Annotated in this window: 13 protein-coding genes; 8 read left to right on the top strand and 5 right to left on the bottom strand. The window is 64.5% G+C overall.

The features are described from left to right. Positions 1-22: 22 nt before the first annotated feature. The gene (locus OG326_RS29295; protein WP_327140356.1) at positions 23-310 is read right to left on the bottom strand and encodes a hypothetical protein; all 288 of its coding nucleotides are present in this window, start codon (positions 308-310) and stop codon (positions 23-25) included. Between the two features lie 333 nt (positions 311-643). On the opposite strand from OG326_RS29295, the gene OG326_RS29290 reads away from it, so the two are divergent. Next, positions 644-1771, top strand: coding sequence for a hypothetical protein (locus OG326_RS29290; protein ID WP_327140355.1), 1128 nt, complete (start codon positions 644-646; stop codon positions 1769-1771). 360 nt (positions 1772-2131) lie between these two features. Continuing rightward, positions 2132-3361 carry a helix-turn-helix domain-containing protein gene (locus OG326_RS29285; RefSeq protein WP_327140354.1) on the top strand — a complete coding sequence of 410 codons (1230 nt, stop codon included), beginning with the start codon at positions 2132-2134 and terminating at the stop codon, positions 3359-3361. Between the two features lie 11 nt (positions 3362-3372). Here the strand turns inward: OG326_RS29285 and OG326_RS29280 are convergent, their stop codons facing one another. From OG326_RS29280 to OG326_RS29270, 3 genes are all read right to left on the bottom strand, one after another. Continuing rightward, positions 3373-4155: an HAD family hydrolase gene (locus OG326_RS29280; protein ID WP_327140353.1), complete on the bottom strand. Its 783-nt coding sequence runs from the start codon at positions 4153-4155 to the stop codon at positions 3373-3375. A 190-nt stretch (positions 4156-4345) separates the two neighbouring features. After that, entirely contained in the window at positions 4346-4801 is a 456-nt protein-coding gene (locus OG326_RS29275; RefSeq protein ID WP_327140352.1) for a hypothetical protein, read from the bottom strand. Positions 4802-4804: 3 nt separating this feature from the next. Further along, positions 4805-5257, bottom strand: a complete 453-nt coding sequence (locus tag OG326_RS29270) for a hypothetical protein (protein WP_327140351.1) — start codon at positions 5255-5257, stop codon at positions 4805-4807. A gap of 116 nt (positions 5258-5373) precedes the next feature. Here OG326_RS29270 and OG326_RS29265 point away from each other — a divergent pair, with 116 nt between their 5' ends. After that, positions 5374-6666: a hypothetical protein gene (locus tag OG326_RS29265; RefSeq protein WP_327140350.1), complete on the top strand. Its 1293-nt coding sequence runs from the start codon at positions 5374-5376 to the stop codon at positions 6664-6666. A gap of 7 nt (positions 6667-6673) precedes the next feature. Here the strand turns inward: OG326_RS29265 and OG326_RS29260 are convergent, their stop codons facing one another. After that, positions 6674-7591 carry an HAD family hydrolase gene (locus OG326_RS29260; RefSeq protein WP_327140349.1) on the bottom strand — a complete coding sequence of 306 codons (918 nt, stop codon included), beginning with the start codon at positions 7589-7591 and terminating at the stop codon, positions 6674-6676. Between the two features lie 221 nt (positions 7592-7812). On the opposite strand from OG326_RS29260, the gene OG326_RS29255 reads away from it, so the two are divergent. The 5 genes from OG326_RS29255 to OG326_RS29235 all read left to right on the top strand — a co-directional run bounded on the left by OG326_RS29255 (position 7813) and on the right by OG326_RS29235 (position 13438). Beyond that, the gene (locus tag OG326_RS29255; RefSeq protein WP_327140348.1) at positions 7813-9372 is read left to right on the top strand and encodes an arylsulfatase; all 1560 of its coding nucleotides are present in this window, start codon (positions 7813-7815) and stop codon (positions 9370-9372) included. 17 nt (positions 9373-9389) lie between these two features. Then, a complete protein-coding gene (locus OG326_RS29250; RefSeq protein ID WP_442790843.1) occupies positions 9390-10322 on the top strand; it encodes a formylglycine-generating enzyme family protein in 933 nt (310 codons plus the stop codon). Between the two features lie 31 nt (positions 10323-10353). Further along, positions 10354-11457, top strand: coding sequence for an AI-2E family transporter (locus OG326_RS29245; RefSeq protein WP_327140347.1), 1104 nt, complete (start codon positions 10354-10356; stop codon positions 11455-11457). A gap of 123 nt (positions 11458-11580) precedes the next feature. Next, positions 11581-12216 carry a TetR/AcrR family transcriptional regulator gene (locus tag OG326_RS29240; protein ID WP_327140346.1) on the top strand — a complete coding sequence of 212 codons (636 nt, stop codon included), beginning with the start codon at positions 11581-11583 and terminating at the stop codon, positions 12214-12216. A gap of 88 nt (positions 12217-12304) precedes the next feature. Beyond that, on the top strand, positions 12305-13438 hold the full coding sequence (locus OG326_RS29235) for a phosphotransferase family protein (protein ID WP_327140345.1): 1134 nt from the start codon (positions 12305-12307) through the stop codon (positions 13436-13438). Positions 13439-13491: the final 53 nt, after the last annotated feature.

The raw sequence follows: 13491 nt of genomic DNA, 5'->3' as shown, positions 1-13491 counted from the left end.
GCTGCCGCTGCAGGTCACGCGTTCAGATGCCGCCGATAATGCATGTGCCGTTGCTGAACTGGTGCCCGCCCAGCGTGCACTCCAACTGGTCCAGTGAACGCGCCAGCGCCGAGGACCCGGTCTGCTGGAGAAAGATCTGGATCAGATCCACCCCGTAGGCGGCGGCCGAGCCGGTGACGTTGGAGGAGCCGGAATCGGCAACCGGCACAGCGGTCGAATCCGGTACGGCCGCAGCTGCGACCGCAGTGGCGCCCGCGGTCAGCGCGGCGCAGAGGGCGGCGGTGGCGGTCAAGCGGGAAAGAGATGGCATCACAGTCCTGCCGATAGCGAATGGTGTTGTTGCCCTGGCTATTACGAGTGGCAAACTCCCCGGACGGGCTAAACGCTACGCCAGGGGCGCGCCGCGGAGGCTCTCGAGCAGTGCCCCGAATTGGAGTGCCCCGAATTTCGTTGGCGTGTCGGCCGCAGCGTTCGGCTCGAGTTCGCGGACAAATGGCGTGCGTTAGGTCGAAACTCGAGACAATCGGGTATGGCGAGCAATGCGAACGCCGGTAGTGTCGGTGCGAGAGTTCGCCGATCACGGTGCGCAAGAAATCTCAGCATCGCCCAGCTGGGCGGATTAGGCGATTGGCCGGAGTCGTGGGTGTGGGCCGTCGAGCACGATCAGGTTGCGCTGGAAAAGCATTCGGTGATCGACAAGCTGGCCGGGCTACTGGAGATCGATGTCGGCTGGTTGCTCGGCCAGCCGTATCAGCCCGCCGCAGCCGCCCAGGATGGTGGACACCACGCGGTGCCAGCCCTCCGTAGCGCCCTACAGCGAACCAGCCTGATTCTGTCCGGCTACCCGGCGATCCGGGCAGCGACCGAACCGCAATCACTTCCGATATTGCGTGCCGAAGTCGACCGGGTGGTCCGCATGCGCCAGGCGGCAAGCCTGCCCGAGGTCATGCTCGCCCTTCCGAATCTGGTGGCCGAACTGAATATCCGGGCTCTCGGTGCGGCCGGCGCGAACGAGTTGGATGTCATCGGTCGACTGATCGTGGAGACGAGCCAAGTCGCGCGAATGGTGTTGAACAAACTGGGCTACCACGATTTGGCGTGGACCGCGGTCGAGATTGCCGCCGCCGCCGCGGCCAGGTCCGGCGATCCGTTGATGCTGGCGTGCGCGGCGTGGGAACGCTGCGGCGTGCTGCTACACACCGGATCGCCGGCGCAGGTCCTCGTGGTGGCCGAAGCCGCCATGGACGACCTCGCAGATCAAATGGGCACGCATTCGGCGGAGGTTCTTTCGCTGTACGGAGCGCTCGGTCTGCGGTGTGCGGTTGCGGCGGCCCGTCACAACGACTCCGCGTCGGCCTGGCAGTATTTGCGCGAGGCCGAACGTACCGCGGCCCGGATCGGCCTGGACCGCAATGACTTTCAGACGGTATTCGGTCCCGGCAACGTGGCCATTCATGCCACCGAGATCGCAGTCGAACTCGACCAGCCCGAGCTGGCTCTACGCCATCACACCAGTGTTGCTCTCGAGTCGGTGCCGAGCCGGGAACGCCATATCCGGCACGGCATCGACGTCGCCCGGGCGTACGGACAACTCGGCGACGACACGACAGCGGTGCGAACACTACGGACAGCGGCGGGTACCGCACCGCACTATGTCTACAACCATCCGCTCGCCCGCGGGCTGGTCGAGAATCTGCTGCGGCGGGCGCAACCCAGCGCCTTCGATGCCGGCTTGGCCGGCGTAGCGGACGCCATGTGCCTGGGTATCTGAGTTCAGGACGTTCGCCGTGCACTGCCGAAAAGCGCGGTGGCGGAGAGGAACACCAGCGCCCCCGTATTCCAGTCGGTGAGCACTCCGGCAATTGTGGCGAGTGTGGTACTCAGCGATAGCGCGACCAACGGGTGTGCCGCTGATTCGAAGCTGTGGGACGTCGACCGAGGCTCGTTTCCCTCAGCCGGATTGTGATCGGTAGTCATGTGCGCGGTCCAAGATCTGTAGTCGAGTTCGTCTCGTTCGAATGATGACGAATCCGCCTGTACCGCATCGTCAGATTATTGACGGTTCCGCGGAAACATTCCGAACCGTCAACTATCTGACGGTTTGAGAGCGTGTCCGAAATAGACTTGAGAAGTGGCCCCAAGCACCAACGCCGTGACAAGCATCGGCGCTCGGATACGACGGTCCCGGCGGACCAAGAGGATGAGCCAGGCTGCGCTCGCCGGTCTCGTCGAGCGTTCCGAGTCATGGATGCGAGGAGTGGAGGCCGGTCGGATCAACCTGGACAAATACTCGGTGATAGATCGTCTGGCCGATGTTCTCGAGGTTGATGTCGCATGGTTGCTCGGGCAGCCGTTTGGGTTCAGTCCGGATCCTGGGCACCATGCGGTACCCGCACTGCGAATGTCGCTGCGGCGCACCAGTCTCGGTTTGTCGGGGCATCCGGGCCTGCGGCCGATGACACCGCCGCCGTTGTTGACCGATCTACGGGCCGATGTCGATCGCATCACGCGCCGCCGACAGGCGGCGAATCTCTTCGAGGTCATGCGCGAGCTGCCCGAACTGGTCGAATCGCTGAATACCGCCGCCTTCATAGCATCCGGACACGGGCGGGACGTGGTCGATGGACTGATCGTCGAGACATCGCATGTCGCTCCCACGGTCCTCAATCAACTCGGTTACCACGACCTGGCCTGGACTGCGGTCGAGAATGGCGCCACCGCCGCTGCGAGACTCGGGGATCCGCTACTGCGTGCGTGCTCGGCATGGGAACGCTGCGGGGTGCTCCTGCACACCGATACCGCCGACGAGGTGTTCCCTATTGCCGAGGCGGCACTGACCGAGTTGCAAGAGGTCATGGGAATGCCTACACCGCAGGCGATCTCGCTCTGGGGAGCTTTGCACCTCCGGTGCGCTGTGGCCGCGGCACGCCGCCATGACGCGACCTCGGCATGGGCACATCTGGCTGAAGCGGAGGCGGCTGCGGCGCGACTGGGTGTGGACCGCAATGATTTTCAAACCGTGTTCGGCCCCACCAACTGTCATATTCACGCCGTCGAGATCGCGGTGGCGCTCGATCAGCCCGATATCGCACTGCGGCGGCACTCCGAGATAGATCTGGCGGGTCTGACGTCGAAGGAACGCCACACGCGTCACCGAATCGAAGTCGCGCGTGCCTGTGGTCGGCTCAAACGCGACAGCGCTGCGGTCGATCAGCTCAAACGGGCGGTCCGGCTAGCCCCGCAATATGTCTACAACCATCCGACGGTGCGCGATCTGGTCGACGAACTGTGTCATCGCGCCCAGCCCAGCGCAATCGATGCCGGGTTGGGTGCGATTCAGCGAGCTATGCGACCGATCTGACGAAGGTCCTGCTACGCCATGGAATGCTGACGTTTGCTGCCGGTGGGCGCTCGATCTCCGAGGGCAGTGGCGTTGCGGTCCTCTGGTGCGAACTGTATGTGGTTGGCCTCGACGTATGCCGTGACTTGGTGGAGTTGCCGCTTCTCCCGGTCGGTGAGTGAATCGACGATGATGGTCGGCATTCCGATGTTCTTCGCTGCCCCGTCACGGGAGAGCCGATCGCCGACCATGAGGGTTTCCCCGGCTCGGGTCCCGAGTGCCTCGAGCATCATCTCGAAGATCGCCGGATCGGGCTTTTGCATATCGACCTCGTAGGACAGGACGAAGGTCTCGATCGAGTCGAACGGTGAGGTGCTGAAGTAGGGCCGGATGTCGAAGTGGATATTGCTCAGTACGCCTATCTTGCAGCCGCTTTCGAGCAGGACGGAGATGGTCTCGGCAGCGTCGGCGGCGAACCGATTGTAAGTCGGGTCGGTGTCTACGTCCCAAAGCGCTTGTGCGAGAGCATCGTCGAGTCCAGCGTCGCGGAACACTCCGAAGTAGGTCTGGTGGTGGCGTTCAGCGTTGATATTCCCATCCGGCGACTGCAATCGACTCAGCAGCTCGGGTGTGTGAATCGCCCGTAATACCGCGTCGACGGCATTGTCGTCATGTTCTAGCCTCGCTAGCTGGAGCGCCTCCCGGACCCACTGCCGAGAGTCTAGTTCTGTGACAAGCGTGCCGCGCCAATCGAAGACGACCGCTTTGATCCGGAGTGCGTGAGAATGTTGTGGATTCGACATGATGGCCGCCATATTAAGGGCGAAAGTCTCAGTAGGACCTGCCGAATCGAGAAACAGTCCGATCGGTTCAAACTTGCTATCAACAGGCTACCGTCCAGTCCACTACTAATTCGGGAGATAACGGGTATTTCCAACCCATTCGACCGACGCCTTGAGGTGTGGGAACCGATCGACCCTGTGCGCACTCTGGTCAGGGGTTCGCCTATTCGTGGTGGGTGCAGGATCGGGCGGACTCGTTGCCGCCGATCATGAGTGTCGAGCAGATGGTGGGCATAGCGGCGGCGGGGGTGTCGCCCAGTACGAGGTAGGGGAGTGGGATTCCGCAGCTCTCGCCTAGCGGTAGGTCGCGATCCGGGCCGGTGGCGGGGTGTACGGAGATTTTGCCGTCGGCGCAGGTGCTGTCGAAGGGGGCGAGATCGATGATGAGGCCGAAGTAGACGGGTGGGAGGTTCTTGCCCAGCCGAATCTGATTGCTGCCCAGCAGGCCGCCCGGGGCGATCTCGTCGGTGTGATCGACGGACAGGTCGCCGAGGGAACCGTTGAGGTTGAGTACGGTTTCGGCCTGGGGCGCACCGGCTCCGGTGATCGCGGTGAGGGTGGCGGCGCCGAGCAGGGCGGCGAGCAGTGCCGTGTACGAGCGCATGTGTTCGTCTTTCATCGGTCAGGGCTTCGGGAAGCAGGTTCGAACGGGCTGGGCCGCATCGGATGTGCCTTCGAAGCAGATCCAGGCGTAGTCACCGTTGGGGCGGTTGCCGGTGTTCAGGAAGACTGCGGGCAGTCCGCATGCCGAGCCGAGTTCGTGCACCTCGGGGGGACCGTCCTTGGGCTGCAGGATGACTCGGCCGTGGGAGCAGTCGGTGTCGAAGGGCCAGTCGATGATGAGACCCAGGAAGTAGGGGACCGCGCCCTTGGTGAGGTTCAGGACGTCGGCGTCGAAGATTCCGCCGGGGAAGAACTGAGTGGTGTGGCTGCCGCCGAGGCCGTCGAGATCGACATTGAAGGTGACGGCGGGTTCGGCTGCGGCGGTGCCGGATCCGCCGGACAGAACGGCCCCGGCGGCTGCGGCGACGCAGACGGCCAGACCGAGCGAGATGGTGGTGATCGGGGTTCGCACGCCGATTCCTTTCGGGCTCAATTGAATCGGAAACAGGCGCGCTGGCCGATATCGGTCTCGCTCAGGAACTCGACGACTGGCACTTCATCAATTCGCACGAAATGCCGAGTCATGACATGCGGCAGCGGAAGCTGTTCATCGCCAGTCACTCGCTCGGCGGTCCGGTGACCGCGCTGTACCTGTCCACGGACTTCGGCCCGGCGCGCACCCAGCAGGAGAACACCTTCGGTGATCGGTACGCCGGATACAACGACTGCGCCGGCTGGTTCGCCTACGACGGTCCGATCATCCCGTTCGACACCAAGGTCCTCACCAATCTCGTTCCCGGACTGCAGCAGGTGGGTGACGCGCTGGCCGGGCCGCTCGGCAACCTGAGCGATGCCCTGTTCACATCGGGCCTGCTGCCGGGCTCGGCGAATCTGACGAGCGAGCTGAGCGCGTCGTACTACCTGCGCATGCTCAATATCTACGGCCTCGCCGCGCGCCTGTATCCCGATGAGCCGAGCAAACTGCTCGCCCAGATGCCGGAGAACCCGCAGTCGAATCTGCTGGAGAATCTGGCCGGTTCGGTCGTGCGCCGGATTCTGCTGTCCAAGGACTACGTCGACTTCTTCACCGGCCAACCGGATCTGCGTACCTATCGGATGAGCAATATGGCCGCGCTGGGCACGCTGGTCGACAACAACAGCCTGCCGACCTGGTTGAACTACGGCATGGGCACCCTCGACGGCGGACCGGTCGCGGAGAAGACCTTCCCGCTGCCCGGCTCGATCTTCGGTTGGCTCCCCGCGCAGCTGCTGCCGCTGACGGTCAATATCCTCACCCCGGTGCCGCGCCAGGTGCCGACCGATCCGGGCAAGTTCTACACCTGGCGTGACTACGACAAGGTCGCCGACTCCTACGATTACGCCCACACCGATCTGCTCGGCCAGCCGATCAGCAAGCCCGAGACCGAAGTGACCGCGGCGCACGACGCGGCCTGGACCATGGGCGCGCCGACCTACGATTTCACCGAGTACTACTACTCGCTGAAATCGTTGGTGGACATGGCTTTCGGATACACCGGCACCGCAGGCTCGGGCGTGCGCACCTGGCATACCGATTTCGGCGGTAAGCGACCCAATGCCGCGGTGCTGACCCGCAATGGTTTCGGCATCTTCAAGGTCGGTTTCGATCTCGCCGATCTGGTCCCCGGGGTGAAGGGGTTGCAGGATCTGATCGCCAAGGATGTCATGCCCGCCAACAGTGCTGTGGCGGAAGGGTATTCGCACATGGACATCGGCAATGCCGCGGAGAAGCAGAACAACGGCAAACCCGAGATCGCCACGTACATGATCACCAACATGATGATGAACACCCTCAACGGAGACGGCTACAAGGTCTATACGCCGTATACGTTCGGCAGATAAAGGACGGTTAGCGCGGTGCGGTCGCGGCGGGGAACACCGTCGCCCAGTCGTTTCGCACGCTGACCGTGGTCCAGCCCTTGTCCGCCGCGGTCTTCAGCGCCTCTTCCGAGCCTGTGTCATAGGCGAATTCGCGGTCGGCGTCGTCATGGTGGACGAGCAGTCGCAGCGCGTCGTCGCGCGCGAATTCGAGCATGGGCAGGTCGCCGTTGGAGTTTCCGGCGGCGAGCAGCGGTCGGCGCCCGATCCGACTCCAGATCCGCACCGGCTTCTCCGGCCCGTCGTCGAAGAAGCCCATGTCCGAGGTGTAGGTGACGGCGCCGTCCGCGTACCGCAATCCGAGGCTGCTGCCGATGACCCGTTCGCCCGGTATCCCGTACAACTCGCTGCCGGCGGGACGCATGAAGTCACGGTCTCCGCCCGAGGCGATATAGGTCGTGAAGCCGTGCGCCTCGAGGTAGCGCAGCAATTCCACCATCGGCGCGAAGACGCATTGCGCGTAGGGCAGCCCGAGTACCGGGTGGGTGCCGCCGTCGAGGAAGGCCTTGGCCTGCGCGGTGTAGGCCTCGACCTCCTGGCCTGCCGAGGCCTGTACGACACCCGCCATGAGGGTCTGCATATCGGTGTCGTCACCGGCGTAGTGCTTGTCGACCGCTGCGGAGAGCCATGCGAAGTCCTTGTCCACCACCGCCTTGAACGGCTGCCGATCGGCGAGAGCCGGATCGGCAGCGGCCATTTTCGCCCACAGCGCGAAGATGAACTGCAGTTGGATCTGCAGGGGCTTCTCGGTCCACAGGGTGCCGTCATTGTCGAAGACGGCGACCCGCTCGGGCAGTGGCACACCCGCGGCCTCGATCCGGGCCACGAATTCGACGATCGCGGTCCGCGTCGGCCCGTCATGCCACGACATCAGTTCCGACCGCGTCATCGCGCCTCCTGGATGGGTGATATCGAGGAGTCTGGCACGCGCGTGCAGATCGGTGATCGATCCACGCCGACGCCGTGATTTCACCCGCGACGGGTGAGGTCCGAACGGTGCGAGTCCTCGAGAATGTGGGGGCGAGGGAAGCCTTTCCGAGTGTTTATCGCAAGCAATGCGTGTTCACGGCAGTGGAACGCGCAGGCCGTTGCCGAGACGAGGAGAACGCTGTGCCGGATTCGAAGCCCAATATTCTGGTCATCTGGGGCGATGACATCGGAATCAGCAATATCAGCTGCTACAGCGACGGGTTGATGGGTTATCGGACACCCAATATCGACCGGCTCGCGGCCGAGGGCATGAAATTCACCGATTCGTACGGCGAGCAGAGCTGTACGGCCGGCCGGGCCGCGTTCATCACCGGTCAGAGTGTGTATCGGACCGGAATGAGCAAGGTCGGTGCGCCGGGCGCGGATGTGGGCTTGCAGGCGGGAGATCCGACCATCGCCGAACTGCTCAAGCCGCTCGGATACGCCACCGGGCAATTCGGTAAGAATCATCTCGGCGACCTCAACAAGTACCTGCCGACCGCGCACGGCTTCGACGAGTTCTACGGCAACCTGTACCACCTCAATGCCGAGGAGGAGCCCGAGCTCCCGGACTATCCCGACCTGAAGGATTTCCCCCGGCTGCACGAGATGGTGCTACCGCGCGGCGTCATTCATTCGTGGGCGACCGAGGAGGACACCGGGGAGGTCGACGAGCGTTACGGGCCGTGGGGTAAGCAGCGCATCGAGGACACCGGACCGCTCAGCAAATTGCGGATGGAGACCATCGATGACGACATCACCGAGCGCGCAAAGGATTTCATCGGTCGTCAGCACGCGGCGGGCACCCCGTTCTTCGTGTGGATGAACACCACCCATATGCATCTGCGCACCCACACCAAGCCCGAGAGCATCGGTCAGGCCGGGCGCTGGCAGTCGCCGTACCACGACACCATGATCGACCACGACCGCAATGTCGGCGATGTGCTGGACTACCTCGACGAGCTCGGCATCGCCGAGGACACCATCGTCATCTACAGCACCGACAACGGCCCGCACGCCAACTCCTGGCCCGACGCCGCGACCACACCGTTCCGCAGTGAGAAGGACACCAACTGGGAGGGCGGCTTCCGGGTACCCGAGGTCATCCGCTGGCCCGGGCGCATTCCGGCCGGTGTGGTGTCCAATGAGATCGTGCAGCACCATGATTGGCTGCCCACCTTCCTGGCCGCCGCCGGTGATCCCGATATCGTCGAGAAGCTGAAGAAGGGGCACACCGCCGGGGACAAGAATTTCAAGGTGCACATCGACGGCTACAACCTGGTGCCGTATCTGACCGGCGAGGTGCCCACCTCTCCGCGCAAGGGCCTGGTCTACTTCTCCGACGACTGCGATGTGCTCGGCCTGCGATTCGACAACTGGAAGATCGTGTTCATGGAGCAGCGGTCGCAGGGCACGCTGGGCGTCTGGGCGGAACCGTTCACACCGCTGCGGTTGCCGAAGATCTTCAACCTGCGCACCGACCCCTACGAGCGTGCCGACACCACATCGAACACCTACTGGGACTGGTTCCTCGACCACGACTTCATCACCGCGTACGCCACCGCCATCGTCACCCAGTTCCTCGACACGTTCAAGGAGTTCCCGCCGCGGCAGGAACCCGCTTCGTTCACCGTCGACCAGGCGGTGAAGAAGCTGCACGAGTACCTCACAATGCGCAGGCCCATGATCACCGAGGCCTGATCGCCGGGAAGGATATTGTGGAGACCCTGGGCCTCACCGAGGTGAAATCCGTTCCCGCGCAAACCTTCACCATGGGGTCCGACGACCACTATCCGGAAGAGGCGCCCGCGCACCGGGTCGGTCTCGATGCGTTCGGCATCGAGGTCGCCCCGGTGACCAACGCGCAGTTCGCTCGGTTCGTCCGGGACACCGGCTACCGCACGGTCGCCGAGCGCCCGCTGGACCCGGCACAGTTTCCGGGCGCACCGGCGGAGAATCTGCTGCCCGGATCGATGGTCTTCACCCCGACGCCGGGGCCGGTCGATCTGCGCCACCTCGATCAGTGGTGGACGTGGGTGCCGGGCGCGCACTGGAAACGACCCGAGGGACCCGGCTCAGCGCTCGCCGACCGGGCAGATCACCCCGTGGTGCACATCGCGTTCGAGGATGCGGCCGCGTATGCGGACTGGGCCGGGCGCGCGCTGCCCACCGAAGCCCAGTGGGAGGCCGCCGCGCGCGGCGGCCTCGCGCACGCCGAGTTCACCTGGGGTGAGCATTCGGAGGACGGTGATACGGCACTGGCGAACTACTGGCACGGCGACTTTCCCTGGCGTGCCAGGCGCGGATACGGGAGGACCACACCGGTCGGCGCCTTTCCCGCCAACGCCTACGGATTGCACGATATGGCCGGCAATGTCTGGGAGTGGACAACCGACTGGTACTCCCAGGGGCACCGTGAATCCGCGGGCGGGTGCTGTGCGCCGCGCAATCCGCGCGGCGCCGCGATGACCGACAGTTTCGACCCGCGCCAACCACAGTTCACGGTGCCGCGCAGGGTGATCAAGGGCGGCTCCTTCCTGTGCGCCGACAGTTATTGCCGCCGTTACCGTCCCGCCGCGCGCCGCCCGCAGATGATCGATACCGGTATGAGCCACATCGGATTTCGCTGCGTCACCACGGTCGCTCCATAGCCGATATCGACAGGGACAGAGAGCAGACGCCATGACCTCCGAAATCAGTCCCTCCGAACGTGCTGCGGCATGGGCGATTCCGCGTGGGCTCATCGTTCTGCTCGCGGTGGCCGCGGCCGTCGTGGCGGTCGCCGGCGCCAGGGCGTTCGCGGCAGTGCTCGGCCCGCTGTTCCTCGCCATGATGCTGACCATCGCGGTGCAGCCGGTGCAGAATTGGGCGCAGCGACGCGGCTGGCCCGCGTGGGCCGGGATGCTGGCCGCCTTGACCGCGGTGAATCTGATCCTGGCCGCGCTCGCCGGAGCTCTGATCCTGTCGGTCGCGCAATTGGCCGGTGAGCTGCCGCAGTATTCGGACCGGTTGAACGATCTCCTCGATCAACTGCGGCACCTGTTGTCCGATGTCGGGGTGAGTCAGGACAAGGTGCACGAGATGCTCAGCGGCATCGATCTCGGCAAGCTGGTCTCGGTCCTGGACCACACCTTGCGCGGATTGCTCGGCGTGGTCTCGAATCTGGTATTCGTGCTCGCCCTGCTGCTGTTCATGGCGGTCGACGGAATGACCATCGGCCGGCGCATGGAGTTGATGCGCCGCGAAAGGCCGGATATCGCACAGGCTTTCGACATCTTCGCGCGGGGTACGCGCAAATACCTCGTTGTCACCACGGTATTCGGCGCCATTGTGGCGGTGCTGGACGGATCGGCGCTGTGGCTGCTGGACGTTCCGCTGCCCGTGCTGTGGGCGCTGCTGTCGTTCATCACCAACTACATCCCCAATATCGGCTTCGTCATCGGGGTGATCCCGCCTGCGCTACTGGCCCTGCTCGACGGCGGTGTGGGGCGGATGGTCTGGGTGATCGTCGTCTACATCGTGCTGAATGTGCTGGTGCAGTCGGTCATTCAGCCGAAGTTCGTCGGGGACGCCGTCGGACTGGGCGTCACCCTGACCTTCCTGTCGCTGGTGTTCTGGTCCTGGGTGCTGGGCCCGCTCGGGGCCCTGCTCGCCGTTCCGCTGTCGCTGCTGGTCAAGGCGCTGCTGCTGGATATCGACCCCGCCACCCAATGGCTGGATGTCCTCATCGGCGACCGGATACCCGCCCGGCTCGAATCCGATGCCGATTCCGCGCCGACGACGTAGCGACGCACGAGGGGTGGCGGTCACAGCCACAGCGTACGCGGTTCGAGGCGGCCCGGTCTGCCGCTATCGTCGGAACGACATTCGGAGATTCCGAGACTGTGCGATGTGCGGAACGGAAGAGCGATGACCGAAGCGAGTTCGACCATGCAGTCCGCGGCTGGAACTCGCCTCAATCGCAAGGGGCGGGAGACCCGGCAGCGGCTGCTCGATATCGCCATCGTCACGCTCGCGGACGGGTCCGGGGAACCGTTGTCGGCGAATCGGATTGCCCGTGAGGCCGGGGTCAGCTGGGGCACCCTGAAGCATCAGTTCGGTGATATCGACGGATTGTGGGCCGCGGTGCTCATCGAGTTGACCGATCGAAGCGGGGCCAACAGCCCCGAGATCTGGCCGCAGGTGACCGGCTCGATCCGGGAGCGGGTGTGGGAAATGGTCGACGCCATCTGGACCATCCTGGATACGCCCGAGGGCCGAGCGGTCGAAGCGCTGCGGGCCGGACTGCCCAATGGGCAGGATGAGCGGCTCGAGGTCTTCCCCCTGACCACGGGGGCGATGGCCGGATACGAGGAGGCCTGGCGCAGGGCCTTCGAGTACTTCCTGGCGGGCCTGCCCCTCGAGGCCGGAAAGGTGCATCGGGTCCAAGCCCTGATTCCGATGGCCATGCGCGGCATCAATAACGAGCGCCGGCTCTCCTCGCCCGCCGAGTTGACGAACGCGCGCCACTGCCTGGTCGATGCCATGGCGGTCTACCTGCAGTGACTCATATTCTTTGAGAACCCTCGTTGACAATTGCGAAGGGGAGGTCCACTGTTACCTCCACCCTTAGCAATCCAGTCAGGAGTGATCCATGTCTCCGTCTCCCGATGACCAGGGCATGCGCCTACAGCGCAGCAGCCGCGACCCCGCCGCCCTCGTCCCGCGCCTCACCGAATGGCTGGCGACGCAGCTGCCCGACGGGGCCGATCCGGAGCTCACCCTGGGGTCCGGCATCGACAGCAACGGCATGTCGTCGGAAACCCTGACCCTCACTCTGCGCTGGCGAGAAGGCGGACAGACGCAGGTCGCCGATCTGATCGCGCGGGTGGTGCCGTCCGCCGGCGACTTCCCCGTCTACGAGCACTACAACCTGCCGGACCAATTCGACGTCATGCGCATCGTGGCCGAAGCCACCGATGTCCGCGTCCCGCGGGTGCGCTTCCTCGAGCCGACCGGCGACGTGCTGGGCTCGCCGTTTCTTCTCATGGACCGCGTCGAGGGCGAGGTGCCGCCCGATGTCATGCCCTACACCTTCGGCGGCAACTGGCTCTTCGACGCCACCCCGGAGCAGCAGCGCCGAGTGCAGGAGGGCACCGTCGAGGCGCTCGCCAAACTGCACGCGATTCCTGATGCGGCAACCACTTTCGCGTTCCTCGACCCGCGATATCCGGGGGAGAGCGTGCTCGAACGAAACCTGAACCGGGCCCGGGCGTGGTACGAGTTCGCGGCGCGCGATATCGGCCCCTCGCCGCTGGTGGAGCGAATCCTGGCGTGGCTCAAGGCCAATCTGCCGGAGCCCTCGTCGTATGACACCGTGCTCTCCTGGGGTGATGCGCGGCTCGGCAACTGTATGTACCGGGACTTCGCACCGGTCGCGGTGCTCGACTGGGAAATGGCGTCCATCGGCCCCCGCGAGCTCGATGTGGCCTGGATCGTGTTCGGGCACCGCGTCTTTCACGTCATCGCCAACAACTTCGGGCTGCCGGGCATGCCGGACTTCATGCACGTGGACGATGTGCGGGCGACCTATGCCGCGCACTCGGGCGTGGATCTGGGCGACCTCACCTGGTACACGATGTTCGCCGCCCTGAACTACAGCGTCGTCTTCCTGCGCGCCGGTGGCCGGCAGATCCATTTCGGCGAGATGGAACGCCCCGGCGATATCGAGGTGCTGCTGCACCACCGGGCGCTCGTGGAAGAACTGCTCGCCGAACTCGGCGCCTGACAAACAGCATTGACCGTCGCCGTTCCGAACACTCTTGGGGAAGAACCACTCTC

The organism is Nocardia sp. NBC_01327 (assembly GCF_035958815.1).
In the GTDB taxonomy this organism is placed as follows: domain Bacteria; phylum Actinomycetota; class Actinomycetes; order Mycobacteriales; family Mycobacteriaceae; genus Nocardia.
Note: the sequence above shows the minus strand (reverse complement) of the source record. Positions and strands in the feature narration are given on the sequence as shown.